Annotated in this window: 21 protein-coding genes and 1 pseudogene; 8 read left to right on the top strand and 14 right to left on the bottom strand. The window is 62.9% G+C overall.

Going from position 1 to position 25904, the window contains the following annotated elements; all coding sequences use genetic code 11:
* Window positions 1-22: 22 nt before the first annotated feature.
* From CAF92_RS02110 to CAF92_RS02100, 3 genes are all read left to right on the top strand, one after another.
* Window positions 23-1381 (top strand): glutamine synthetase family protein, encoded by a 1359-nt coding sequence (locus tag CAF92_RS02110; protein WP_046614227.1) that lies wholly within the window; start codon window positions 23-25, stop codon window positions 1379-1381.
* Between the two features lie 82 nt (window positions 1382-1463).
* The gene (locus tag CAF92_RS02105; protein ID WP_046614228.1) at window positions 1464-2552 is read left to right on the top strand and encodes a polyamine ABC transporter substrate-binding protein; all 1089 of its coding nucleotides are present in this window, start codon (window positions 1464-1466) and stop codon (window positions 2550-2552) included.
* A gap of 13 nt (window positions 2553-2565) precedes the next feature.
* Window positions 2566-3861, top strand: coding sequence for an FAD-binding oxidoreductase (locus CAF92_RS02100; protein ID WP_046614229.1), 1296 nt, complete (start codon window positions 2566-2568; stop codon window positions 3859-3861).
* Between the two features lie 103 nt (window positions 3862-3964).
* On the opposite strand, the gene CAF92_RS02095 is transcribed toward CAF92_RS02100, so the two are convergent.
* Entirely contained in the window at window positions 3965-4270 is a 306-nt protein-coding gene (locus tag CAF92_RS02095; RefSeq protein ID WP_003260255.1) for a DNA-binding transcriptional regulator, read from the bottom strand.
* Window positions 4251-4629: pseudogene (locus tag CAF92_RS02090) on the bottom strand (type II toxin-antitoxin system RelE/ParE family toxin). The gene CAF92_RS02095 and the pseudogene CAF92_RS02090 overlap by 20 nt, the downstream one beginning before the upstream one ends.
* 211 nt (window positions 4630-4840) lie before the next feature.
* Here CAF92_RS02090 and CAF92_RS02085 point away from each other — a divergent pair.
* A complete protein-coding gene (locus tag CAF92_RS02085) occupies window positions 4841-5518 on the top strand; it encodes a DUF3313 domain-containing protein (protein ID WP_046614231.1) in 678 nt (225 codons plus the stop codon).
* Between the two features lie 158 nt (window positions 5519-5676).
* On the opposite strand, the gene CAF92_RS02080 is transcribed toward CAF92_RS02085, so the two are convergent.
* Window positions 5677-7053 carry an L-serine ammonia-lyase gene (locus tag CAF92_RS02080; protein WP_085598874.1) on the bottom strand — a complete coding sequence of 459 codons (1377 nt, stop codon included), beginning with the start codon at window positions 7051-7053 and terminating at the stop codon, window positions 5677-5679.
* Between the two features lie 146 nt (window positions 7054-7199).
* On the opposite strand from CAF92_RS02080, the gene CAF92_RS02075 reads away from it, so the two are divergent.
* Window positions 7200-8141 (top strand): LysR substrate-binding domain-containing protein, encoded by a 942-nt coding sequence (locus tag CAF92_RS02075; RefSeq protein WP_046614233.1) that lies wholly within the window; start codon window positions 7200-7202, stop codon window positions 8139-8141.
* 199 nt (window positions 8142-8340) lie between these two features.
* Here the strand turns inward: CAF92_RS02075 and CAF92_RS02070 are convergent, their stop codons facing one another.
* The 11 genes from CAF92_RS02070 to CAF92_RS02015 form a co-directional block, all read right to left on the bottom strand.
* Window positions 8341-9762 carry an undecaprenyl-phosphate glucose phosphotransferase gene (locus CAF92_RS02070; RefSeq protein WP_046614234.1) on the bottom strand — a complete coding sequence of 474 codons (1422 nt, stop codon included), beginning with the start codon at window positions 9760-9762 and terminating at the stop codon, window positions 8341-8343.
* 157 nt (window positions 9763-9919) lie between these two features.
* Window positions 9920-10672 carry a WecB/TagA/CpsF family glycosyltransferase gene (locus CAF92_RS02065; RefSeq protein ID WP_085598872.1) on the bottom strand — a complete coding sequence of 251 codons (753 nt, stop codon included), beginning with the start codon at window positions 10670-10672 and terminating at the stop codon, window positions 9920-9922.
* A complete protein-coding gene (locus tag CAF92_RS02060; RefSeq protein WP_085598870.1) occupies window positions 10672-11859 on the bottom strand; it encodes a glycosyltransferase family 2 protein in 1188 nt (395 codons plus the stop codon). The genes CAF92_RS02065 and CAF92_RS02060 overlap by 1 nt, the downstream gene beginning before the upstream one ends.
* Complete coding sequence (locus CAF92_RS02055; RefSeq protein ID WP_085598868.1) at window positions 11856-13058, bottom strand: glycosyltransferase; 1203 nt, start codon at window positions 13056-13058, stop codon at window positions 11856-11858. Before CAF92_RS02055 ends, CAF92_RS02060 begins: the two co-directional genes overlap by 4 nt.
* 60 nt (window positions 13059-13118) lie before the next feature.
* Window positions 13119-14123, bottom strand: coding sequence for a VirK/YbjX family protein (locus CAF92_RS02050; RefSeq protein WP_085598866.1), 1005 nt, complete (start codon window positions 14121-14123; stop codon window positions 13119-13121).
* Window positions 14124-14327: 204 nt separating this feature from the next.
* Complete coding sequence (locus tag CAF92_RS02045) at window positions 14328-15305, bottom strand: glycosyltransferase family 2 protein (protein ID WP_085598863.1); 978 nt, start codon at window positions 15303-15305, stop codon at window positions 14328-14330.
* A 5-nt stretch (window positions 15306-15310) separates the two neighbouring features.
* Window positions 15311-15835: a serine O-acetyltransferase gene (locus CAF92_RS02040; RefSeq protein WP_046614240.1), complete on the bottom strand. Its 525-nt coding sequence runs from the start codon at window positions 15833-15835 to the stop codon at window positions 15311-15313.
* Between the two features lie 8 nt (window positions 15836-15843).
* Window positions 15844-16800 (bottom strand): glycosyltransferase family 2 protein, encoded by a 957-nt coding sequence (locus CAF92_RS02035; RefSeq protein WP_046614241.1) that lies wholly within the window; start codon window positions 16798-16800, stop codon window positions 15844-15846.
* The gene (locus CAF92_RS02030; RefSeq protein WP_046614242.1) at window positions 16793-17410 is read right to left on the bottom strand and encodes an acyltransferase; all 618 of its coding nucleotides are present in this window, start codon (window positions 17408-17410) and stop codon (window positions 16793-16795) included. The genes CAF92_RS02035 and CAF92_RS02030 overlap by 8 nt, the downstream gene beginning before the upstream one ends.
* A gap of 105 nt (window positions 17411-17515) precedes the next feature.
* Window positions 17516-18982, bottom strand: coding sequence for an FAD-dependent oxidoreductase (locus CAF92_RS02025; RefSeq protein ID WP_085598862.1), 1467 nt, complete (start codon window positions 18980-18982; stop codon window positions 17516-17518).
* Between the two features lie 233 nt (window positions 18983-19215).
* Window positions 19216-20592, bottom strand: a complete 1377-nt coding sequence (locus CAF92_RS02015; protein WP_085598858.1) for an oligosaccharide flippase family protein — start codon at window positions 20590-20592, stop codon at window positions 19216-19218.
* A 96-nt stretch (window positions 20593-20688) separates the two neighbouring features.
* Between CAF92_RS02015 and CAF92_RS02010 the strand changes: the two genes are divergently transcribed.
* The 3 genes from CAF92_RS02010 (at window position 20689) to galE (ending at window position 25890) form a co-directional block, all read left to right on the top strand.
* Window positions 20689-22215: an O-antigen ligase family protein gene (locus tag CAF92_RS02010; RefSeq protein WP_085598856.1), complete on the top strand. Its 1527-nt coding sequence runs from the start codon at window positions 20689-20691 to the stop codon at window positions 22213-22215.
* A 5-nt stretch (window positions 22216-22220) separates the two neighbouring features.
* A complete protein-coding gene (locus tag CAF92_RS02005) occupies window positions 22221-24836 on the top strand; it encodes a cellulase family glycosylhydrolase (RefSeq protein WP_085598854.1) in 2616 nt (871 codons plus the stop codon).
* A gap of 79 nt (window positions 24837-24915) precedes the next feature.
* Window positions 24916-25890 carry a UDP-glucose 4-epimerase GalE gene (galE, locus tag CAF92_RS02000; RefSeq protein WP_085598852.1) on the top strand — a complete coding sequence of 325 codons (975 nt, stop codon included), beginning with the start codon at window positions 24916-24918 and terminating at the stop codon, window positions 25888-25890.
* Window positions 25891-25904: the final 14 nt, after the last annotated feature.

Raw genomic sequence — 25904 nt, 5'->3', positions numbered from 1 at the left:
AAAACCCAACCAAGAGGTCTGTATGAACGCCCCCTTCGATCAGCTGTCCACCTGGCTGAAAGAACACCGGATCACCGAAGTCGAATGCGTGATCAGCGACCTGACCGGTATCGCCCGTGGCAAGATCGCCCCCACCGCCAAGTTTCTCCACGAGCGTGGCATGCGCCTGCCCGAGAGCGTGCTGCTGCAGACAGTCACCGGCGACTACGTCGACGATGACATCTACTACAACCTGCTCGATGCCGCCGACATCGACATGGTCTGCCGCCCAGACCCGAGCGCCGTGTACCAGATCCCGTGGGCGATCGAGCCGACCGCGATCGTGATCCACGACACCTTCGACAAGCAAGGCAACCCCATCGAGCTGTCGCCGCGCAACGTGCTGAAGAAAGTGCTCAAGCTGTATGCCGACAAAGGCTGGCAACCGATCGTGGCACCGGAGATGGAGTTCTACCTGACCCAGCGCTGCGAAGACCCGGACCTGCCACTGCAAGTGCCACTGGGGCGTTCCGGCCGTGCCGAAAGCGGTCGCCAGTCGTTCTCGATCGATGCCGCCAACGAGTTCGACCCGCTGTTCGAAGACGTCTACGACTGGTGCGAGATCCAGGGCCTGGACCTGGACACGCTGATCCATGAAGACGGCCCGGCGCAGATGGAGATCAACTTCCGTCACGGCGACGCCTTGGACCTGGCCGACCAGATCACCGTGTTCAAGCGCACCATGCGTGAAGCTGCGCTCAAGCACAACGTGGCCGCCACCTTCATGGCCAAACCGATCACCGACGAGCCCGGCAGTGCCATGCACCTGCACCAGAGCGTGGTCGACATCGCCACCGGCAAGCCGATCTTCGCCAATGAAGACGGCAGCATGAGCCAGCTGTTCCTGCACCACATCGGTGGTTTGCAGAAGTACATCCCCAAGCTGCTGCCGATGTTCGCGCCCAACGTCAACTCGTTCCGCCGCTTCCTGCCGGACACCTCGGCACCGGTGAACGTCGAGTGGGGCGAAGAAAACCGCACCGCCGGCCTGCGCGTGCCCACCTCCAGCCCCGAAGCGATGCGCGTGGAAAACCGCCTGCCGGGCGCCGATGCCAACCCGTACCTGGCCATCGCCGCCAGCCTGCTGTGCGGCTATCTGGGCATGGTCGAGCGCATCGAGCCCAGCGCACCGGTGCAGGGCCGCGCCTACGAGCGGCGCAACCTGCGCCTGCCGATCACCATCGAAGACGCCCTGCAGCACATGGAAGACTGCGAGACCGTGCAGCAGTACCTGGGCAAGCAGTTCGTCCAGGGTTACGTGGCGGTCAAGCGCGCCGAGCATGAGAACTACAAGCGCGTTATCAGCTCGTGGGAGCGCGAATTCCTGATGCTGAGCGTGTAATCACCTTCCAGGGCATGCACTGGACCTGTAGGAGCAGCCCCAACACACTGAACGCCAAGAACAATACCAACGAGGTGTCCCCATGCGTCATCTGCAAGCCCTGATCCCCGCCGCATTCACCCTGCTGTTCGCCACCAACACCCAGGCCACTCCCTCGGTCAGCGTGTACAACTGGACCGACTACATCGGTGACACCACCGTGGCCGACTTCCAGGCCAGCAGCGGGATCAAAGTGGTCTATGACGTGTTCGACTCCAACGAGACCCTCGAAGGCAAGCTGCTGGCCGGGCGCACCGGCTATGACGTGGTAGTGCCATCCAATCACTTCCTCGCACGCCAGGCCCAGGCCGGCGCCTTCCTGCCGCTGGACCGCAGCAAGCTACCGAACTGGCAGCACCTGGACCCCAAGCTGCTCAAGCAGCTTGAACAGAACGACCCGGGCAACCAGTACGCCGTACCCTACCTCTGGGGTACCAACGGGATCGGCTACAACATCGACAAGGTCAAGGCGGCCCTTGGCGTCGACCACATCGATTCATGGGCAGTGCTGTTCGAGCCCGAGAACCTGAAAAAGCTCAAGCAGTGCGGCGTGGCGTTCATGGACTCGCCCGACGAACTGTTCCCAGCCGTGCTCAACTACCTGGGCATGGACCCGCGCAGCGAAAAACCGGCTGACTATGCCAAGGCGGAAGCCCGCCTGCTCGAACTGCGCCCCTATATCACCTACTTCCACTCCTCCAAGTACGTTTCCGACCTGGCCAATGGCGATGTCTGCGTGGCCTTCGGCTATTCCGGCGACGTGTTCCAGGCCGCCAACCGAGCCGTGGAGGCGAAAAACGGCGTGAAAGTCGCCTACAGCATCCCCAAGGAAGGCAGCAACCTGTGGTTCGACCTGCTGGCCATCCCCAAGGACGCCAACAACCCTGAACAGGCCTTGGCGTTCATCAACTACCTGCTCGACCCCAAGGTGATCGCCAAGGTCAGCGCCACGGTCGGCTATGCCAACGCCAACCCCGACGCCCAGGCCTACATGGACGCGTCGCTGGTAAACAACCCCGAGATCTACCCTCCCCAGGATGTGCTGGACAAGCTGTACATTTCCAGCACGCCAAGCCCGAAGATCATGCGCGTCATGACCCGCTCCTGGAGCAAGATCAAGTCCAACCGCTGAGTCGAGAGCGCCCATGTCATTCACTACTCAACACACCGCTTCGTACTATGCCGCGACGGCACGCGATGCGGCACCCTACCCCAGCCTGGACGGCGAACTGAGCGCCGATGTGTGCGTGGTCGGCGGAGGGCTGACCGGGGTCAATACCGCCCTGGAACTGGCCGAACGCGGGCTCTCGGTTGTGCTGCTTGAAGGCCGGCGAATCGGCTGGGGCGCCAGCGGCCGCAACGGCGGCCAGCTGATTCGCGGCATCGGCCATGACGTCAGCGGCTTTGCCCGGCATGTCGGCCAGGACGGCGTGCAGTACCTGAAACAGGCCGGCATCGATTCGGTAGCGCTGGTGGCCAGCCGCATCGCCCGGTACGGCATTGCCTGCGACCTGCGCTGGGGCTTCTGCGAACTGGCCAACACCCCTGCCCAGTTCGCCGCCTTCAAGGACGAACAGGACGACCTGGCCGCACTCGGTTATCGCCCCGAAACCCGCCTGGTCAGTGCCGACCAGCTGCATGAAATCGTCGCCAGCGACCAGTACGCCGGCGGCCTGGTGGACATGGGCTCGGGCCACCTGCACCCGCTTGACCTGGTCCAGGGCGAAGCCCGCGCCGCCCAAGGGCTGGGCGTACGCATCTTCGAGCAGAGCCCGGTGCTGCGCATCGAGCATGGCCCCCGCGTGACCCTGCACACGGCTCGTGGCAAGGTGCGGGCAGGCAGCTTGGTGCTGGGCTGTAACGCCCACCTCGATGAACTGGAACCACGCCTGAGCGGCAAGGTGCTGCCGGCCGGCAGCTACGTGGTGGCTACCGAGCCATTGCCCGAGTCACTGGCCAACAGCCTGATCCCGCAGAACATGGCGCTGTGCGACCAGAAAGTCGGCCTGGACTACTACCGCCTGACGGCAGACCGGCGCCTGCTGTTCGGCGGCGCCTGCCATTATTCCGGCCGCGACCCCAAGGACATCGCCGCCTACATGCGGCCCAAGGTGCTGAAGGTGTTCCCGCAGCTGGCCAACGTGCGTATCGACTACCAGTGGGGCGGCATGATCGGCATCACCGCCAACCGCTTCCCTCAGGTCGGGCGCCTAAGCCAGCACCCCAACGTTTACTACGCCCAGGGCTATTCCGGGCATGGGCTTAACGTGACGCACTGGACGGCGAAACTGCTGGCCGAAAGCATCGCCCTCGGCCACAGCCAGGGGCTGGACGTGTTCAGCGCCGTGCCACACCTGACCTTCCCCGGCGGCAAGGCATTACGCTCGCCGCTGCTGGCGCTGGGGATGTTGTGGTATCGATTGCGGGAGGTGCTGGGTTGACGTGGCAGCAGGCTTGCCTGCGAATCGGAAGTTAAAAGAAAATTTTCAAAAAATTCCGTAATTCACTGTTTTTAAAGGACTTTCAAAAAATCAGACAAAGGACTCAAAGAAGAACCTGTAACCCTTTGTTTTTAATGATATTCAGCAGCTTCAAAGCCGGTCCCGATGGGCGTGTCTCGCCCTGCTCCCATTTGCGCACTGTCGATGCGCTCGTGTGCAAATGCATCGCAAAGACCGGCTGGCTGAAGTTGAGTGCCTCGCGCAAACGGCGTATGTCCAGTGCGCTGAAATCTCGCACTGGTGCAGGGCATAGCGCTTCGTAATCCCGAAGCGTGACCTTGCCGATCGCTCCGGCCTCGTGCAGAGCGACAAGGTCCTCGCGTAACGATTCAATCAGTTTGCTGCTCACAACATACCTCCATCAGCACACCCGCCTGCAACGCCCGGCAGAGCGCTAGCGGTGATAAATCCAGAAAGACTTTGCCAGCGAATCGCAGCGCCTTCTGTTCCTCCAAGGTGATATTTGCCTTGTCACTTTTGGCAAAGCCATGCAGGAAAACACATCGATTGCCAATGCGGGCGAAGGGTTCGATAACCGCCGCGCTTTCCCGCACCATGCGCTGCCACGCGTTTTTTGAACAACTCACCACCCAGGCTCGCATCGACCAGGCCCCTGCACATCTCGTCCACTGCTTTACACAGCACTTCATCGCTGAGCCTGTGAGCGGCTTGCCAACGCGCGAAATCCTTGCGCTTGAAAATTTCCATCACCGGCCCCCAACCATACCCTTTACGGGCATAGTTTTCCAAGGGTGGCAGAAACTGAAAAGCCAGCGAGGTCCCAAGACACTGTAGGAATTTGCGCGCCTGGGAACATTACCGCAGCCAATTCCCATTACAGATTGAACCAGCCCACTGGCCAACTGTCGCGCACCTGCTAGCGTTGTTCTGGCCGACCTATCATGGATGCCTTTTCATCATGAAATCATTGCCCCGCATTACCCTGTTGTGCGCCGCACTGCTTACCATTGCCGCCTGCTCCAGCAATCGCGTGGACCCGAAGGACTACTCCGGCTTCCTCAAGGATTACAGCCGGCTGCAGGAAACCAAGAGCCCGTCGGGTGACCCGGTGATGCGCTGGATCGACCCCAAGATCAACGTCAACCAGTACAGCCAGGTGTTCATCGAGCCCAGCCAGTTCTACCCCAGGCCGCAGCCGACGGCAGTCATCTCGGCGCAGACGCTGCAGGAAATCACCCGCTACTTCAACGAAGCGCTGCGCCGTGAAATGGGCAGCGTGGTACCGCTGGCCAAGGGTCCCGGCCCGGGCGTGATCGTGGTGCGCCCGGCCATTACTGCGGTGTCCACCAGCAACGAGGGCCTCAAGCCCTATGAGGTCATCCCTATCGCGCTGATTTCAGCCGGTGTGAACACCGCCATGGGCGGCCGGGACCAGGAGGTTGATGTCGGCGTGGAGGCTGCGTTCCTCGATGGTGCCAGCCAGAAAGTGCTGGCCCAGGTCGTGCGCAAGGGCACGGGGCAGGAACTGGAGAACAAGACCACGCAACTGACCCTGAACGACGTCAAGCCGGTGCTGGATGGCTGGGCCAAGGACATGCGCGCGAGCTTCCTGGAAGCGAAGCAGAAAGCCCGCTGATACCGACCGGACACGGAACCTGTGGGAGCGGCCTTGTGTCGCGAAAGGGCCGCAGAGCGGTCCCGGGATCTCAGCTCAGGCGCATGAATGGGGCTGCTTCGCAGCCCTTTCGCGACACAAGGCCGCTCCCACAAGACCGCGCTGACCGTTGCGGTGACTCAGCATTCGACGAAGGCAACGGCCAGGCCACCGCGCGAAGTCTCCTTGTAGTTGGCATGCATGTCCGCCCCGGTATCACGCATGGTGCGGATCACCCGGTCGAGCGAGATGAAGTGCTCGCCATCCCCCCGCAACGCCATCTGCACCGCGTTGATCGCTTTCACCGCAGCAATCGCGTTGCGCTCGATGCACGGCACCTGCACCAGGCCACCCACCGGGTCGCAGGTCAGCCCAAGGTTGTGTTCCAGGGCAATCTCGGCGGCATTTTCCAATTGCGGCGGCGTAGCCCCCAGCACCTGGGCCAGGCCGGCAGCGGCCATCGAACAGGCCGAGCCCACCTCGCCCTGGCAACCAACCTCGGCCCCGGAAATCGACGCGTTCTTCTTGCACAGGATGCCGACCGCCGCTGCCGCCAGCAGGAAGTCCACCACGTCTGCGTCGCACGCGCCCGGGTTGAACTTCATGTAGTAGTGCAGCACCGCCGGGATGATGCCTGCCGCACCGTTGGTAGGCGCTGTGACCATGCGCCCGCCGGCGGCGTTCTCTTCATTCACCGCCAGGGCGAACAGGTTGACCCATTCCATGGCGCTGAGGGTGGAACCGATCACGTTGGGCTTGCCCAGCTCCTGCAGGCTGCGATGCAGCCGCGCGGCGCGGCGTTTGACGTGCAACCCGCCCGGCAGGATGCCTTCGTTGCGCAGGCCATTGTCGACGCACTCACGCATGGCGCCCCAGATTCGCAGCAGGCCCTCGCGCACCTCGGCCTCTGGGCGCCATGCACATTCGTTGGCCATCATCAGCTGCGCCACGCTCAAGCCATGGGTCTTGCACAAGGCCAGCAACTGCGCAGCACTGTCGAACTCGTACGGCAGCGCCACAGCATTCGCTTCGACTGCTGGCGCATCGATCTCGGCTTGCTCGACGATAAAGCCACCGCCCACCGAATAGTAGGTCTGGCGCAACAGGCTGCCCTGCCCGTCCATGGCTTCCAGGCTCATGGCATTGGGGTGGTACGGCAAGTTCTCGTCGAGCAGCAGCATGTCGCGGCTGTACTCGAACGCCAGCGGGTGGCTGCCATCGAGCATCAGGCAGTGCTCCTGCATCACCTGGCCAATGCGCGACTCGATGGTGGCCGGGTCGATACGGTCGGGCCATTGCCCCATGAGGCCAAGCAGGCAGGCGCGATCGGTGGCGTGACCAACCCCGGTGGCCGACAGCGAGCCGTACAACCGCACCTCGACACGGCTTGCCCGGGCCAGCAGCCCCTGTTCGCGCAGGGCCTGGGCAAAGGTAGCCGCCGCCCGCATCGGGCCGACGGTGTGGGAACTGGACGGCCCGATGCCGATTTTGAAAAGGTCGAAAACACTGATAGCCATGCTAATGCCTGACCGTACCCGGGTATGAAGCCGCAGCACGGTTATCTGGAAAAATTGAGCGGTATTGCGATTTTGCGCGATACTGCCGCGCTGGCTCATGGATGACCAACGAAACTTCCTAAGCAAGGCTTTAGTGGTACTAAACGATGCGACGTCAACTCAATGGCCAGACCTTCGTCTGGCTACACGTGTTCGCCTGTGCGGCCCGGCACTTGTCTTTCACCCGCTGTGCCGAAGAGCTGCACATCACTCCGGGCGCCGTCAGCCAACAGATGCGCCAGCTGGAGGAGCGCCTGGGCTATCGGCTGTTCCTGCGCCGGGCGCGCGGCGTGGAACTGAGCGCCGAAGGGCAACGCCTGGCGCAGACAGTGACCGAAGCCTACGGCAGCATCGAAGCCGAACTGGTGCGCCTGGACGCAGGGGAAATCCGCGGCACCTTGCGCCTGCGCTCGATCCCGTCGTTCCTGGCCAAATGGCTCACGCCTCGCCTGCCGCGCTTTCAACAACGCTACCCGGACATCGAACTGCGCCTGGTGGCCGAAGACAGTGCACAAGCGTTGACCCCGGGCGATTTCGACCTGGCCATCGACCTGAACGATGGCAGCTACCCCGGCATGCTCTCGACGCCGCTGCTGGACGAGCAGATCTTCCCCGTGTGCTCCCCCACCTTGCTGCGTGGGCGCCCACCACTGCACGGGCCGGCAGACCTTGCCCACTACCCGCTGCTGCACGACATCACGGCTTGGCGCGGCAGTTCGGAATATGCCGAATGGGAGTTCTACCTGGAGGGCATAGGCGCCGCCGGCCTGGATGTACGGCGCGGGCACACCTTCAATCGCAACCACCTCACCATCGAGGCGGCGATTGCCGGCATTGGCGTGGCGATTGCCCGGCGCACGCTGCTCAACGACGAACTGGAGCGCGGGGCGCTGATCGTGCCGTTCGGGGTGCCGATCGCCAATCACAAGCGCTATGTGGTGCATTACCCGCCGGGTGGGCTGAACCAGCCGGGGGCGCGGGCGGTGCATGACTGGCTGGTGGAGGAAGCGCGGGGGTTCAGGGAGCTGCACCCGCTGAACAAGGACTAGGCCAGCCAAGAGCGCTTGCACACTTTCATGGAATTACGAGTGACTCATTGAATTGGCAGGGCCCCTGTGGGAGCGGCCTTAGCCGCGAACACCGGCACAGCCGGTGCCATGCACCGTGTTGGATTCTTCGCGGGTAAACCCGCTCCGACAGGGTGCGCAGGGTGCATACGAAATTTGCTCCTTTACCGACAGTGCTGTGTCAGTAGGCCTGCTTGCCGGTAAAGGCGCTGAGTGTGCGCACCAGAATCACGAAATCCAGCCACAACGACCAGTTGTTGATGTACTCGATGTCCGAGTCCACCCGCTGGATCATCTGCTCGATATCCCTGGTCTCGCCCCTGAAACCGCGCACCTGCGCCAGGCCGGTCATGCCAGGCTTGATATTGTGGCGGGCAAAGTAATCGACGATGTCCTGCGAATACAACGTGTCATGTTGCAACGCATGCGGCCGCGGCCCGACCAGCGACATCTCCCCGGTCAGCACATTGAACAACTGCGGCAGTTCATCCAGGCTGGTGCGGCGAATGAAGGCGCCGACCCGGGTCAGCCGCGGGTCATTTCTCTGCGCCTGCCTCACCACGCCCTCTTCCGGCTGATGGACATGCATGCTCCTGAACTTCCAGATGCGAAATGCTTCGCCAGTCCAGCCGGTGCGTTCCTGGCGGAAGAACACCGGGCCGCGGCTATCGAGCTTGATGGCCAGCGCAATGGCCAGCAACACCGGCGATGCAAGCAACAGGATCAGCGCCGCCAATACCCTGTCCTCGAGGTTCTTGAGGAACAGGCTCATGCCCGTCAGCGGCGTTTCCGACAGGGTCAGTACGGGAATGCCGGCAATTTCCCGTACGCTGTGGTTGATCAGGCGCAACGAGAAAATATCCGGCACCCAGTTCACCGCAATGCACTTGTCGAGCAACTTGAGATACACATCGTTGATGACCTCGGAACCGCCCAGCGGGGTTACCAGATACACCGTGCGGATGCCGTGGCGAGCCACGATATCGTCGAGTTCGGCAACATGCCCGAGCACCGGCATGCGCTGCTTGCCTTCGGTGCTTTCGCGCCCTGGCTCATCGGCGCTGTCGATCAGCACGCACCCCAGCACACGCTCGCCGAACCAAGGGTTGTTGCTGATTTTCTGGTACAGGAAGTTGGCCAGGTCGCCGGCGCCGATGATCAGGGCGTTGTCCAGGCGCGCATGGGCGGTGAAGCGCTTCTGCAATTCACGCACGGCAAAGTGCAGGAACAACTGGGCGATGTAGCCAATGATGAACAACTGCACGACCAGCAGCCGCGAATAGGTTTCACTCTGTTTGGCCAGGAAGGCCATGACCACCAGGAAGCAAAAGGTTACCGACCAGGCCTTGAACAGCCGGAAAGCCTTGATGGAAAGGCCGACATTGGTACGGTAGATCGCATAGTGGTCGTAGATGACTGCCAGGGCGCCCACCAGCAACAGCAGCATGATCACGTAATCAGAGGTGATGTAGCCAAACTTGTCGTAGATCAGGTACCAGGCGATACCGGTGACTGCAATCCCATCTAGGCCGGCCTGAATGGCGTTACTTACGCTGCTTCTTCTCTGCAACAAGGAACGACTGCTTCTTGGCTCTAGAACCATTTCAGACCTCATCAATTTGCGTGCAGCAAGCGCCTTCCACAAACCAGCAAGACTTGACAACGGCTCATGCAAAGCCCGTGAAGCGAAATCCTGCAGCCCCGCCCCTTTGATCTCACTGTAGCAGCCACACGCCATCAGTGTGCGCGGATTCTGCCGCTCAAACGGGGTGCCTGGCCGCCCCTCCGTCACGTCGGTACAGCAAGGTACGCAGCAGGAACAACGGGTTACCCACCACATAGCGCATGAACAAACGCTTTGGCTCGCGCAACAGCCGATATAGCCATTCCCCGCCCAACCGCCGCAACCACACGGGCGCCCGGCTGACCTTGCCACCGAGGAAGTCCAGGATCGCGCCACCGCACACGATCAGGCAAGGCGCGCCAGTGGCCGCCAGCCTTGCCGCCACAACCTCCTGCCTGGGCATGCCCATGCCCAGCACGATCAGCTCCGGTTGTAGCTTGCTGGCCAGTTGCAGATAGGTATCGACGCTGGCAAAACCATCGTGGACCGACACCGGTACCACCCCGAACCTGGTTGCGCTGCGCTGCACGGCCTGGTCGAGGTAGGGTTGCCGGGTGCCCCAGAACGCGACCCGCCGCCCACGGTAGGCGGCCAGGAGCCGAGGAATGAAGTCGGTGCCATTCATGTTGAGGCCTGGTTCAAGCCCCAACCGGCGATACAGAATCGCCATGCCGGAACCGTCGCGCAGTAGCACGTCGGCCGCCGACAACGCCTGGTGGCAGGCGCCATCGCGAACCACCAGGTTCATTGCATGGGCATTGACGAAGCCCAGCACGGTCGGAGCCTGCGGGGCGGTGAGCCTGTCCAGCAGGCGCTGCGCGGCAGTGGCATCCGCCACCACCTCGAGCTTGCCGACAAGGGTGTTCCAGCGTTTCTGCCATTCAGCCATCAGTCTTCATCCCGTTTCGAACGTACCCATTCAACCTGGCGCTTGATCAGGAACCCCAGATACAAGGGGACCTTCCTTGCGGCGTAAAACGGCGCATACAGCAGCACGGAAAACGGAATCAGCTCGCGACAGAAGCGCGCCCAGGCCAGTGCAACGGCAAGACCGAGCAATGCCAACGCGCAAAGAGCGATCCAGGCAGGTGCCGCCAGCCCGAACAGCAGGTATGCCAGCCAGGACACCAGGTTGAGCCCGAGCAGGCTCAGTACCAGCAACGCCAGGGGCGGCACCAGCAGGTCCAGGGTCATGGCCAGCAAGCTGCCGTTACGCTGGTTGACTGCGGCCAGCGCACGCCTGGGCGCATCGGCCAGCATCAGGCTCAGGTGCCCATGCTCCCAGCGGGTGCGCTGGCTACCCAGGCCTTGCCGACTGGCAGGGAACCGGCTGCTTACCACGGCCTCGGGGCAGAACACTGGCGGCTTGCCCTGCTGGCAAAGGTCCAGGCCCAGCTTCACGTCCTCCACCAGGTGCCCGTTGGCCAGGTCGATCAAGGCCAGGTCACGCCAGCCGAACGCCATGCCGGCGCCCATCAACTGGCAAGGCAGGCCCAGGCGTGCCCAACCACGCGGGCGCACCAGGTTCTTGACCCGCCAGGCGAACTCGGCAACCTGCACTGTCAGCCCGGCCCCTGCCGGTGCGTGCATCAGGTACAGCGCCTGCACCGGGCGCGCGACCTCGTGGCAGCGCCGCGCCAGGCGCTCGATTGCCCCCTCGCCCACCTGGCAGTCGGCATCCACCACGATCACCACTTCGGGCGGCTGGCTGGCCAGGTGGCGCACGCCAAAGTCCAGTGCGTAGCCCTTGCCGCGCAACCGCGCATCGCGGCGCTCCACCACTTCGGCACCCGCCTCGCGCGCCAGTTGCGCGGTGTCGTCCGTGCAGTTGTCCGCCACCACCAGCAAGCGGTCGCCAGGGCGCAACTGCGGGGCAATGCTCGCCAGCGCGGCAGCAATCGTCGAAGCCTCGTCATGGGCTGGCACCAGCACTGCCACCTGCGGACGAGCGTTGTTGCCCAACGGCTGCGCGCGCGCAGGCAGGCAGGCCATCAGCACCTGCACCAACAGCAGCAGCACCGGCAACAGGGCGATGGCCGCCAGCATGCCCAACGTCCAAGCCAATACACTCATCATGCGGATGCCTTGAAATAGCTGGCCAGCCTGGCCGCTTCGGTATCGATGTCGTGCCGTTGCAGTACACGCTGGCGTGCCGCCTCGCCCATGCGCTGCAGCGTTTCGGCAGGTTGCGCCAGGCAGTCGGCCATGGCCGCCGCCAGTTCGTCCACGGCGCCGGCAGGGAACAACCAGCCGTTCTCGGCCGGCCGCACCAGCTCTGGAATGCCTGCCACATAGGTGGTCAGAACTGGCCGGCGCAAGGCCATGGCCTCCATGATGACTACTGGCAAACCTTCGGCAAAGCTGGGCAGCACCAGCGCACGCGCCGCAAGGATTTCCTCGCGCACCTGTCCGCTGCTGATCCAGCCGGTGATGCGCACCTGCTGCTGCAAGCCATGCCGTGCAATCAACGCCTCGATCTGCCCACGCATCTCGCCGTCGCCGGCCAGCACCAGCTCGAAGGTGATCGACCGCGCAGCCAGTAGCCGGGCGGCTTCGAGCAACAGCAACTGGCCTTTCTGCTCGCACAGGCGGCCGACGCACACCAGGCGTGGTGCCGTGGGCACGCTGACCGGCGCCACCTCATGGAAACTGCGCTCGAGGCCGCAATGCACCACCTTCACCTTGGCCCAGTGGTCGTGTGCGACCCAGCGAAACAACTGGCTGCGCCCGTACGAGCTGACCGCCGCAACAAATGCGGCACGCCGCACCTTCTCGCCCATGTGCAGGAACTGCGGCTTGTCGAACTCTTCCGGCCCGTGCACGGTAAAGCTGTAGGCTGGCCCGCCCAGCACGTTGGCCAGCATCACCACCTCTGTGGAGTTGGTACCGAAATGTGCGTGCACATGGTTTGCCTGGCCTGCCTGCAACCACTGCAGTACCTGGCAGGCCTCGGCCAGGTAGACCAGATGGTAGGGCCAGGCGCGGTCGGCCCGCAGACCAAGGCGCATGGCCAGCCACAGCGCCCGGAAGAACCGGCGCGGCTGTGCGCGCAACACTTGCCAGGCCGGCGCCAGCAAACCCTTGACGCCACGCTGCAGCACATAGCGGGTCCTGGTCCGTTCGCTCGCATCCTCGGCGTCCTGCAGCTCGGCGTCCCACCCGCGCAGGGCAATACGCTGCACCTCTACCCCCTGGCGCTCCAGCGCCAGGATCTCGCGGCGGATGAAACTGTGGCTTACCTTCGGGTACTGGTTTATGAAGTAGGCAATGCGCATAGGAATCCAGATCAAGACCCGCGTAGTGAACCTTCATGCCTGCCGCGGCAGGGCCGGCCGTTACTTCAGGCTGTCGACTATCGGCGGCCGGCGACCCGCCGATGCCACCTCGTCAGATGCATCCCCCTGTTCACCTTGTAGCCCAAGGTTGTGGCCGCTGCCTGGCAACATGGCTTGCAAGCGCGCGAAAACGTCGTCGAGCAATGCCTGGCGGCGGCGGTACATTGCCCGCTTTTTCGCCGGGATGTCCTGTTCCGCCCGCCGTGCCGCAGCCAGCGAAAGGGCGAAGAAGTCGGCATGGTTCGATGCGGTAGCACCGTGTTCAAGCCAGATCGCGTCATAGTTGGCCGCCAGGTCCTGGCCCTTGTCATTGCCAAAATACGCGTGCCGATGATGGCGGCAGGCATCACTGACGGCATACAGGTGCGTCACGCCCAGGGTCCTGGCCATGCACTTCAAGGCCTCGATCAGCAGGCTGCGTGGGCGCAGCCCTTCGAAATCCTTGGTCAGGTCGCGGTAGATGGCCAGTGAGGTTTCGCTGTCGATACCCTTGTGGATACCCTGCACGGCACCGATGAACAGGCACAGTTCGCCCTGGCTGCGGCACAGGCTGAACGCCAGGGATGCCACGCGCAGGTCGCCCTGGAACAGGTTCAATACCAACTCGCCTTCGCGCTTGAACCAGATCGGCCGGTCCAGTACCAGGCGGCAGCCCGGCGAATGGCTGGACAGCTCGCACAGCGTCAGGCTTTCGTCCCGCCCCAGCAGCAACAGCGCCGGAAACTGCCCGGCCAGCACTTCGAAGTGCGAAGCCAGCACCTCGAGGCGGTGCGGGGCTTCCCAGCATTTGCTGAGGTAAGGCCACTGCACGACACCGATGCAATCCACCCCCAGCCGCTGCAAACCTTGCGCGCCCAGCGTCGCCTTCATGCGATGCAGGAACGCATTCAGCTCGGGCCATTGCCTGGCAATCTGCAGCGTCAACTTGCGCTTGTTGTTCAGCGCCCGCAACGAGTAGCCCGGTTGCAAGGTAAACACGCTTTTCACGATCATGCCGAGCATCATGGGCCTCTTTCTCATGGAACTGCACATAACTCATTGAATTAGCAGGGCCCCTGTGAGAGCGGCTATAGCCGCGAACACCGGCGCAGCCGGTGCCATGCGCCGCGTTGGATTCTTCGCGGCTGAAGCCGCTCCCACAGGGTACGCGGACTGCTTGCCAACTCAGTTCTCTGCGCGACAGCACACCGCAAAGGGCTGGGTGATCTTTCACTTGTACTCGATCAACGTCGATTTGCCGGCCGCGATGCGGTGGCGCAAGAACTTCAGTTGCCCGAGCATTTCCGGGAACTTGCCCAATACCAGGAACACCGCCTGTAGCCAGTTCTCCCGCACCGACTTGCCACCACGGCGGGCCAGGCGTACGGCCTGCAGTGGGTAGACCAACAGCAGCAGCAGGCTCCAGCCCCCCAGCAACAGCCAGGCCAGCACGATCCCCATGGGGATGACCAGCCCCCACAGCCAGGCCCGGCGCGATTCGCGCAGCCAGTGCCGCTCGGGCGGCTGACCATGCAGGTAAGCCCCTTCGGCATAGGCGTGGCCAGCGCGCAGGCTACGCCGCCACCATTGGCTGAAACGGGTCATGGCGGCGTCGTGCAGGGTCATCTCGGCGTCCAGGCGCCAGACTTTCCAACCCTTTGCCCGCAGGCGCACGCACAGTTCGGGCTCTTCTCCAGCGATCAGCTCGGGGCGAAAGCCGCCGACGGCGGCAAAGGCATCGACCCTCATCAGAGCATCGCCACCACACGCCTTGGCCTCGCCGATGGGGGTGTCCCACTCCAGATCGCACAACAGGTTGTACACCGACCGCTGGGGGAAGCGCTCGCGTCGGCGGCCACACACCACTGCAACGTCGGGATGGTCGTCGAGAAACGCTTGCGCCGCGGCCAGCCAGCCGCCATCCACCTCGCAGTCGCCATCGACGAACTGCACCAGCTGCATGGACGGCAGCCGCCGCTGCAAGGAAAAAAAGCCTTCGTTGCGGGCGCGTGCGGCAGTGAACGGGGTGCCCATGTCCAGCGCCAGTACCTCTACCCCCAGGCTGCGGGCCAAGTGCGGTGAGCCATCGGTGGAGCCCGAGTCGACGTACATGACCTTGTCCGCCCCCTGCTGCAGCGAAAGCAGGCAACGCTGCAGGCGCTGGCCTTCGTTGCGGCCAATCACCACCACACCGACCCCGCTCGCCATGGGCCTCACTCGACAGGCGCCTTGGCGGCCGGCTGCCTGGCCTTGATGATGGCCGGCACCCCCACCGCCAGCGAATTGTCCGGCACATCCACCAGTACAACGGCATTGGCCCCGATGATCACGTCGTTGCCGATACGGATGCTACCCAGCACCTTGGCCCCGGTACCGATATCGACGTTGTTGCCGAACACCGGTGCTATCGGCTCGCTGACGTTCTTCAGGCCCACCACCACCCCATTGCGAATACGGCAGTCATCGCCAAAGCGGGCATAGCCGCTGATGACGATGCCGCCAAAGTGGTCGATGACGAAGTTGCGGCCGATCACCACTTCGCACGGCAGCTCCACACCCGTGATGATCTGCACGAACTTGAACAGGACCTTGTAGATGAGCGAAAACAGCTTGCGCAGCAATGCCGGGCGCACCCCGTAGCGCCAGCGGCCGAAGCGGTACACCAGCAGTACCCAGAAGCCCTGGGCGCCCCAGTCACCGCCATGGGCACGCAGGTCGGCACGTACATTCTCGAACATGGCTACACCTACCTTGTCGGTTGGCTGGCGTAACGGGTCTTGAACAGCAGAGACCAGGTCGCCCGGCAGTGACGCCAGCAGGCCTGTATCGCGCCCCGGCCGCGTCGTTTCAACAGCGCCTTCAGAGCCAGCACCAGGTCGCCCACGGTGACCAGCAGCATGTGCAGGGCAAGCCCCGCCAGCCCGTGATGCTTGCGAAAGTAAAGCAGCTCGCTTTCGATCTGGTATGACGAGATCTGCCGGCTGGCTGCCTCCAGTTCGGCCACCGATCGGGAGCTTTCTCCCCCGATGTGCACCACCGTGGTATGCGGGTAGAACACCACCTTCCAGCCTGCCGCCTTCACCCGCTTGCAGTGGTCGACCTCCTCGTAATAAAGAAAGTAACGCGGGTCGAACAGGCCTACCTGGTCGAGCACTTCGCGGCGCACCAGGTAGAAGCAGCCAGGCAGCCAGTCGCACTCGCGTACCGAAGCGTGGTCCCAGTTCATTTCGTCGACCATCTTCAAGCCGGGGAACAAGCGCCCCAGCCCGGTACGCCCGACGAACACGTTGAGCGGTGTGGGGAAGTAGCGGCAACTGGGCTGCAGGTCACCGTCGCGACCCTCCAGGCGCACCCCCAGCACTCCGCACTCCGGGTGGGTTTCCATGTAGTCGAGGGTTTTCTGCAGGGAATCGGCAGCGACGAAAGCGTCGGTGTTCAGCAGCAAGGCGTACTTGCCCTTCAGGTGCGCCAGCAGCTGGTTGTTGGCCCGGCCAAACCCCACGTTCTGCTTGTTGCTCAGCAGCAGCGCCTGCGGGCACACCTCGGCCATGCGCTGCAGCGAGTCATCGACCGAGGCGTTGTCCACCACCAGGTAACTGGCCAGCCGTTCGCTGTCGGCCCGGCGCAGCGCGTCGAACATCGGCTGCAGCAGCCCGGCCGTGTTGAAGTTGACCACCATAACGTCCACAGGTTTGCTAGCCATGGTTGCCATCCCCGAAGAAATACTGGCGCCTTTGCGCCATCAGCAGCGGCTCCAGCTGCGGGTCATAGGCGCCATTGCGCTGCTTGATCAGGTCGATCCACGGGTAAGCTTCGCAACGTGCCTCGACCCGTTTGATCAACGCCTCGGTGGTGCAGATGAACTCTGCGGGGTTGCCACCAAACACCGTGCCCGGCGGCACGTCCTTGGTCACTACGGCACCGGCGGCCACGATGGACTCAGGGCCGATGGTCACGCGCGGCATGACGATCGCACCATGGCCGATGAAGCAATTGTCCTTTATGTCGATGAAACCGACCGAATCCAGGTGCTTGCCGAAGCGATGTTCGATCAGCAGTACCACCCCGTCATGACCGATCAGCGTGCAGTCGGACAGGCCCACACTGTTGCCGATGCGAACCAGCGAGGGGTCCAGGAACCTGCAGCCTGTATTGACATAGAAGTTGCTGCCTACCGAGTGAAAGTTGCCCCAGCGCGTCAGGTAGGCCCCCCACTCAAGCCCGGAAGGTTTGCAAAACTTCCGGTAAAACGCACTTCCTCGCCCCGTTGCGTGGACATAGTGCATCACTGCCTTGCGTATCCATCCTTTCATGCTGCCCGCCTCGCAATCAAAGCAATCTGGACTGTTCCTGAGGCGCATCCGGTCTCGTTCTTGTGGGTGCTGACCGCAGCGCACTCAACCCATGTACAACCTGCATCACGCCACGGCGTGCCTGGCCGAACTCATCCTGGCATCGAGGTGGTCGGCCAGGCGTAACGCAAACTGCAGCAGCGGCATGGTCGGGTTGGAAGCGCCACCCGTGGCAAAGATGCTGCTGCCGGCGACGTAAAGGTTCTCGGTGCCGAACACCTTGCAGTTGCTGTCGACAACACCGAATTGCGCCGACGATGCCATGCGCGTGGTCCCCATGTGGTGGGCATGCGGCGACAACTTCAGCGGTATCGAAGTGTCATGAACGAAATCGTTGAGCTTGACGAAGCCCAGGTTCATGTCAGCCCACTGCTTGGCCAATTCGCTACCAATGCACTTGATGGTGTGGCGGTCATCTGCGGTCAGTGCCCAATTGACATTGACCTTGGCCACGCCCAGTGCGTCCTTCTCATCCAGCAGCGAAATGCGGCTGTGCAGGTTGGGGAACTGCTCGATCATGGTGCTGATCACGCCGTCACCGGGGCAACTGAAGCTGGCCACGAAGGCGATCTTGCTGGCAACGCCCATGTCACAGGCCAGGTTCTCCAGAAAATGCTTGACCTCGGCAGTACGACCATAGGTTTGCACATCGGCCAGCAAGGCGGCCCGGACATTGCCTTTACCTGCCTTGTATTCTTCAACGAAGGCATCGGTGGTGTAGTACTCGCGCGGCTCAGCGGCCAGCCCCGACTTGAGGATGAAGGTGCCAAGGTCAATGTTCAGGTGCTCCATGAAGCACCCGCCGACCAGCCCGTCCTTGCTCACGACCCCGGCTGCCACCAAGGACTCACTGTTGAGCAGTTGCCGGGCATTCTCGATGGCGCCAGTGGCCAGTATGAAGTTGCTCGCCACCAGGCGCTGGCGATTGCATGCGTAATCGGACAGGACGACTGCGGCCAGATGGCCGGAAGCCTGGTCAAATTCCAGGTTCACGCAATTGCAGTTGATGAAGACATCCAGGCCTTCGGTCTGCTCGAGGGCCGTAGCGTATTTCTGCGCAAAACGGGTTGGCGGACTGAGCAGAAAGCGGTCCGGCTCGAAGTCCCCCCCATCCAGGCCACTGTTCAACGCGTGAAAATCCGACCCGGGCGGCAGGTCGACGATGTCCATCGCAGCTGGCAGGTAGCCTGCAATCTCCGAATAGGGAATAGGCCAGCCAGGCAAGTCACCAGGGGGGGGAATGGAGAAGTCCGAGGGGCTGAACGGCCGGCAACGGCCTGCCCAATGGTTGGAGGTCCCGCCCAGGTAACGCAAGCGCGCTTCCTTGGCATACAGCTCCAGGCCGGTGGATGCACAGGCGTACAAGGCTTGCGAGTTCGTCGAGAACTCACGCCCGCCGCCTTCGGCAAGCAGTACGCTCCAGCCGGCGGCGGCCAGGCGCAAGCCCAGGGTGATGCCTGCCGGGCCGGCGCCGATGATGCAGACATCATAGCTGTCGCGCAGCGCCTTCTGCTGCTGATAGTCCTTGATCATGCGTGGTCGTTCCGGAAGTAACGGGACGGCAATACCCAGCCGTTGATTACCACGAATCCGGCTTTGTCAGCGGGCTGGCTGGCAACGGTAGCCGTTGCTCCGAACAGCGCACCACCAACGCCCAGCAAGACACAACTCTGGAGAAAGCCTCTACGACCCACTTGCTCAGTACAGAAAGTAAGCTTCCCCATGATCCCGTGACCTGTATCTTAGTTTTCACCCGGCAAGCCGCGTTACAGCCAGTTGAAAAAGGCTGTCAGCAGCGCCCCGCAAAGCGCCCCGACCGCGAGCATCGGCAGCACCACCAGCTCACGGTTGAGGCTGAAGATATCCAGCTTGCAATTCACGTACACGATCAGCACCAGAGTTGGCATGGTATGCAAGGCAACCCCCCAGATCGCCCACTCCACCCCGCCGATCGCCAGCAACAGCGGCAGCAGCCCCCACAACGAAACCAGGCGAATGATGTTGTCCATGGCCTGGTACTTGGTCAGGCCCAGGGCAATCCATACCTGATGAGCCAAGGTATAGCGCAACATGAAGAACGACAGCGAAAGAATCGCCAGCATCGGGCCGGCTTCACGGTAACGGTCGTCGTACATCCAGCCGATCAGCAGCGGGCTGGCGGTCAGGAAACCGCCACAAATGAACAGCACCAGCAGGTCGACCAGCAGACGGAAGCGGTGATACAGGGCCTTCAGGCGCTCCTTGTCGTCGGCCCGGGCCGCTTCGCTGAAGGCGGGCAGCGCCACGGCCCCGAAAATTTTCATCAGTGCGGTCTGCACGGCGCCGAGGATCAGCACGGCGATCGAATACACCCCCAGTTGGGCCGCCGTCATGCTGGCGCCAAACCACAAGCGGTCGCCGTACATGGCCAGCACACCGACCATCGACGACAGCAGGATCCAGCGGCCGAACACGATCAGTTCGGTCAGCGCGCTGCGGTCCCACTGCAGACGGTTGCCTTGCCCCTCCAGGGCGGTATGGCCCAGCAGGGTCCAGGCCAGGGCCGACACCAGGCCGGCAATCACCAGCGCCCAGACCGAATGCGTCAGGTAGCCCAACACCAGCATCACTACCAGGCCGACCACCTGCGAGGCCAGGTCGACCAGCACCACGCGCTTCTGCTGGAAAGTGCGTACCGCCACATCTATCTTGGTGGACTGGAAACCCCAGATCACCGCCGACAGTCCGGTCGCCGCCAGCACCAACGGCAACACCGGTGCGGCATAGGTGGAGCCCGCCGGCCACAGCTCGGCCAGCTGGGCAATCCAGGCGCCCAGGGCCAGCAGCAACGTCAGGGCAAACAGCACGAAGCCACGGATGATCTGCACGGTCCATGCGGTATCGAGAAAATGCGGGTCGTCACCGCGATGGCTTTGGATGATGTTCTGGCGCAGACCGACATCGGACAGTAGATGCAGAAGTACCGAAACGGTGGTGGCGATGACCATCACCCCGAACATTTCCGGCAGCAGCAAACGGGCCATGATCAGGTTGCCGCCAAGGCGCATCACCTGTGACGCCACTTGCGAAACCAGGTTCCACGACCCAGCCCTCAGGGCCCGCTTGCGCAGGCTCGCGGTGGCAGACACATCAATCGACGGCATGACGTCAATCTCTGACTGATTGGCTAAAAGGTCACTATAGTTTCAATCAGCCACGATGCTAGCCGTTGCCCACCGACGCAAAGGTGCACATAGCCAATGCCTGAACATTTTCGTGCGTTGATCGTCATCCTGTTTCTGGCGAGCGTGGTCTTCCTGCTGGCGCGGCGGCCTGCCACCGACCTGGTCCCGCTGAGCGACTTCAAGCGCCGGCGCAACCTGTGGTTCCTGCTTACCCTGCTGGCCTTCTTCTCGCACAGCTTCTGGCTTTACCTGGGTGCTGGCGCCGTCATCCTGTACATCGCCGGGCGCCGCGAACATAACCCCATGGCGCTGTTCTACATGCTGCTGTTCCTGGTCCCGCCGGCTTCGGTGCAGGTGCCCGGGTTTGGCGTGGTCAATTACCTGGTCGATCTCAACCATATCCGCCTGCTGACCCTGTGCGTGCTGCTGCCGGCGGCACTGGCTCTGCGCCGACAAGGCGACAACCTGCGCTTCGGCCGCACCTGGCCCGACAGGTTGTTGGCGGCCGGCCTGCTGCTGATGAGTGTGCTGTACCTGCGCGAAACCACCCTGACCGACACCCTGCGCCAGACGCTGTATCTGTATGTCGACGTGTTCCTGCCGTATTACGTGGCCAGCCGTGGCCTGCGCCAGATCAGCGACTTCAAGGACACCCTGCTGGCCTTCGTGCTTGCCTCCTTCGTCCTGGCCCTGATCGGTGTGGCCGAGTACGTGCGCCACTGGCTGCTGTACAGCGCTCTGGTCGACGCCATGGGCGTGCCATGGAGCATGTCCGGCTACCTGAGCCGTGGCGGATCGCTGCGCGCCAGCGTCACCACCGGGCAGGCGATCGCCCTGGGCTATGTGATGAGCGTGGCCATAGGCCTGTTCCTGTTCGTTCAAGGTTACGTGCGCCGTCCCCTGCAGCGTGCGCTGGGCGCGCTGCTGCTGGCCGCCGGGCTGTTCGCACCACTGTCCCGTGGCCCGTGGATCGGCGCCGTGGTCATCGTGGTGGTGTTCATCGCCCTGGGCAAAGGTGCGGTCAGGCGCCTGGCGCTGCTCGCTGCGGCCGGCATGCTGGCCCTGCCCTTGCTGACCATCGTGCCCGGTGGCGACAAGGTACTGGACATGCTGCCGTTCATTGGCAGCCTCGAGAAAGAGAACATCACCTACCGCGAACGGCTGATGGACAACTCGTGGATCGTCATCCAGCGCAACCCGCTGTTCGGCTCGTTCGACTTCCGCAACACCCCGGAAATGCAATCGATGATCCAGGGTGAAGGCATCATCGACATCGTCAACACCTACATCAACCTGGCGCTGCGGGTCGGGCTGGTCGGGCTTGGCCTGTTCGTGGCGTTCTTCGCCACCGTACTACACGGTATCCGCAAGGCCATGCGCAGTTTCCCCGACAAGGACGACGAACAACGCCAACTCGGCCGGACATTGCTGGCGACACTGATCGGCATCCTGGTGATCATCTTCACCGTCAGCAGCATCACCTTCATCCCGGTGGTGTACTGGACTGTCGCCGGGCTGGGCGTGGCCTACATCCAGATGGTCAGCAGGCTGCACAACAGCCAGGCCATCGCGCTGGCCGACCCCGGCCTTCAACCAAGGTGACGCTCATGAGCCTGCTCCCCCTACGCAACCGGGGTTTTCAAACCCTGCTGCGGGTTTCGGCCATTGCCGGCCTGGCCTTGCTACCGCTCACCGGCTGGGCATCAGCGTGGCAAGCCAGTGTCGATGAACAGAACGGCCTGCCCACGGTGACCCGCGGCGGTGGGCCGGTGATGAAAGCCAAGTTCGACTTCTGGGCGGCCAACTGGAGCTGGACCGGTTTTGCCACGACGTTCAAGGTAGTTGGCCCCTACCACTACGTGCTGCAGGGCAAGAACAAGGAACTGGACTTCGACCTTGCGGCGGATATCCGCAAGGAGCAGGCGCAAACCTTGAGCTGGGCCTTCGACCTCGACGCCCATAGCCGCCAGGCCGGAGTAATGGGCGGCGGCATGGTGTTCCAGTTCGACCCAGCGCAAATAGCCGGAGAGATGGGCACCCCGCAGCTGCTGCCCGGCAACCGTGGCTGGTCATGGGGCAAGGCTGACCAGGGGCGGCGCATCGAAATGCGCTTCGACCCACCACTGGCCAAGGTGTATTTCGAGCGCGGCAACCCGTCCGAACTGCGTGCGTTCATCTACAGCGACCCGATCAACGCCGGTCGGCAGCAGATCAAGGCGATGTTGAACATTACCGGCGACATCGAGCTGGGGCCCACGCCCAGCGAACGCTTCGGCCTGGCCGACCCAACCGCTTGGCCCGACGACCAACTGGACTGGCGCACCTCGCCAGTAGACCTGTCATTCCTCAATGCCACGGAAAAGCCTGCCGGCAAGCACGGCTTCGTCAAGGCTGTCGGCGAGCAGCTGATGTTCGAAAACAACACCCCGGTGCGCTTCTGGGGCACCAACCTGTCCGCCTATTCGCTGTTCAAGAGCCCCGACGAAGAAATCCGCCAACAGGCCAAGCGCCTGTCGGCACTGGGTTTCAACCTGGTGCGCCTGCATCACCACGATTCGCCCTGGGTCAGCCCGAACGTGTTTGGCGACGGCACGTTGGTGCGCGATACCCAGCAGCTCAGTGCCGAATCGCTGCGCAAGCTCGACCTGTGGATCACGACGCTCAAGGACGAGGGTATCTATATCTGGCTGGACCTGCACGTGCAGCGGGCACTCACCGCCAATGACAACATCGATGATTTCAAGGAACTGGCCAAGGGCGAGGACCACATCGACCTGAAAGGTTACGCGTATGTGAACCGCAGTATCCAACAGGCGATGAAGCGCTTTGCCGAACAGTACCTGACCCATGTGAACGAATACACCGGCGTGGCCTACAAGGACGACCCGGCCATCGCCGCCATACTGCTCACCAATGAGAACGACCTCACCCAGCACTATGGTAATGCCCTGATGCCGAACAAGGACGTACCGCACCACAGCGACCGCTACATGGAAGCGGCCAAAGCTTTCGCCAAACAGTACGACCTGCCCACCGACCTCACCTGGCGCGCCTGGGAGCATGGCCCTTCGAAGCTGTTTCTCAACGACCTGGAACAGCGCTTCAACGCCGACATGATCGCCCACCTGCGCGGCCTCGGCGTGAAAGTGCCGATCGCCACCACCAGCACCTGGGGCGGCAATGGCCTGAGCGCACTGCCGGCACTGACTGCAGGCGATGTCATCGATGCCCATGCCTACGGTGCCAACGGGCAGCTGGAGAAGAACCCGTTGACCAGCGACGGCATGATCGACTGGCTCGCCGCCGCGCAGGTAGTCGGCAAACCACTGACCGTCACTGAGTGGAACGCCGAACCCTTCCCGCTGCCCGACCGCCACTCGCTGCCGCTTTACGTGGCCGGTAACGCTGCCCACCAAGGCTGGGATGCCATGCTTCAATACGCCTACAGCCAGCAGGCTTTCAACCCTGGCTGGCGCACGGCGGACAACTGGCACGCCTACAACGACCCGGCGATGATCGCCACCCTGCCCGCTGCCGCCCTGCTCTATCGCCGTGCGGACGTGAAGCCGGCCACTACCCGCTATGTGTTCGCGCCGACGCCCGCCACCCTGTACAACCAGGAGATCACCCCGCGCAATTCACCGCTGCTGCGCACGGCCATGGAAAAGGGCCAACTGCAGATCGCCCTGCCACAGACGCCGGAGTTGCCCTGGCTGAAACCCGCCGCCATCCCTGCCGGTGCGCAGGTACTGCACGACCCCGGGCAGTCACTGCTGCCAGCCGACGCCACAGAAGCGCTGAGCGACACGGGCGAGCTCAAGCGCAACTGGCAACAGGGCATCTATACCATCGACACACCGCTGACCCAGGCCGCCACCGGGTGGCTGGGAGGTCGTTCGATCAGCCTGGGCGCCATTCAGGTGCAAGCACGAACGCCGTACGCCAGCGTCGTGGTGCAAAGCCTGGACGGCAACCCCCTGGACCAGTCGCACGAACTGCTGCTGTCGCTGGGTACCCGTGCCGTGCCCAAGGGCGATTACAAGACACCCTTCAACGTCGAGCCGTTTACCGGCACCTTGCGCATCAAGGCACCTGCTGGCCTGAAGCTGTTCGCACGGGATGCGCAGGCACAGTTGAAACCGTTGCCGATGGCTTACCAGGATGGGCACTACAGCATCACGTTCGACGGCAAGTACATGTCCAACTGGCTGTTCTTGAAATAGGGCATATGGCCATCTACCCTCACCACAGACCTGTAGCTGAAAAGCGCGGCTGTACAACAGCAGAGTCCGGGAGGCATGGATGAAGTTTCTGGTTGTCGGTGGCGCAGGCTACATTGGCTCGCACATGGTCAAGCACTTGCTCGTTGCGGGCCATGAGGTGGTGGTGGCGGACCTGGTCTCGCCCGGCCCCGGCATCCAGTGGGCAAAACTGGATATCGCCGACGAACCCGCCCTGGATGTGCTGTTCGGGGTTTGCCGTTTCGATGCCGTGTTTCACTTTGCCTCGTTCATCCAGGTGGGCGAGTCGGTCAGCGTGCCAGGCAAGTATTACCAGAACAATGTCGCGGCCACCCTTTCCCTCCTGCAGGCCATGGTGAATGCCGGTATCAGGCACCTGGTGTTTTCTTCCAGCGCGGCCGTTTACGGCAACCCGCAGTACGTACCGATCGACGAAGCGCATGCCAAGGGGCCGATCAACCCGTACGGGCTGAGCAAATGGATGGTCGAGCAGATTCTCGAGGACTTCGACCGGGCTTACGGCTTGAAGTCGGTATGCCTGCGTTACTTCAACGCAGCGGGTGCAGACCCCGAAGGCCAGCTGGGAGAGCGCCATGACCCGGAAACCCACCTGATCCCGTTGATCCTGCAGGCCGCTTCGGGCCGTCGTGATGCGGTAACGGTATTTGGCCGCGACTACGACACGCCGGATGGTACCTGCATACGCGACTATGTGCATGTGGCCGACCTGGCGGCGGCTCATGCGCTGGCAGTGGATTACCTGCTGTCGGGTGGCGAGCGAACCGCGCTCAACCTGGGCAATGGGCTAGGTTTTTCGGTGCAGCAGGTGATCGATACGGCGCGGGCGGTGACCGGCCGGCAGATCCGCACCCTCGATGCCGCCCGCCGCCCCGGCGACCCGCCCCGGTTGGTGGCGGATGCTGGCAAGGCCATGCGCATGCTGGGCTGGCGGCCGGAGTTTGCCACGCTGGAATCGATTGTGCGGCACGCATGGCAGTGGGAGTTGCAGTACCCCTGGGCTCATCGCCAAAGCTGAGATCATGGGGCTCG

Source organism: Pseudomonas sp. B10(2017), from assembly GCF_002113295.1.
In the GTDB taxonomy this organism is placed as follows: domain Bacteria; phylum Pseudomonadota; class Gammaproteobacteria; order Pseudomonadales; family Pseudomonadaceae; genus Aquipseudomonas; species Aquipseudomonas pudica.
The sequence above is the reverse complement of the archived record's forward strand: the minus strand, read 5'-3'. Positions and strand labels throughout refer to the sequence as shown.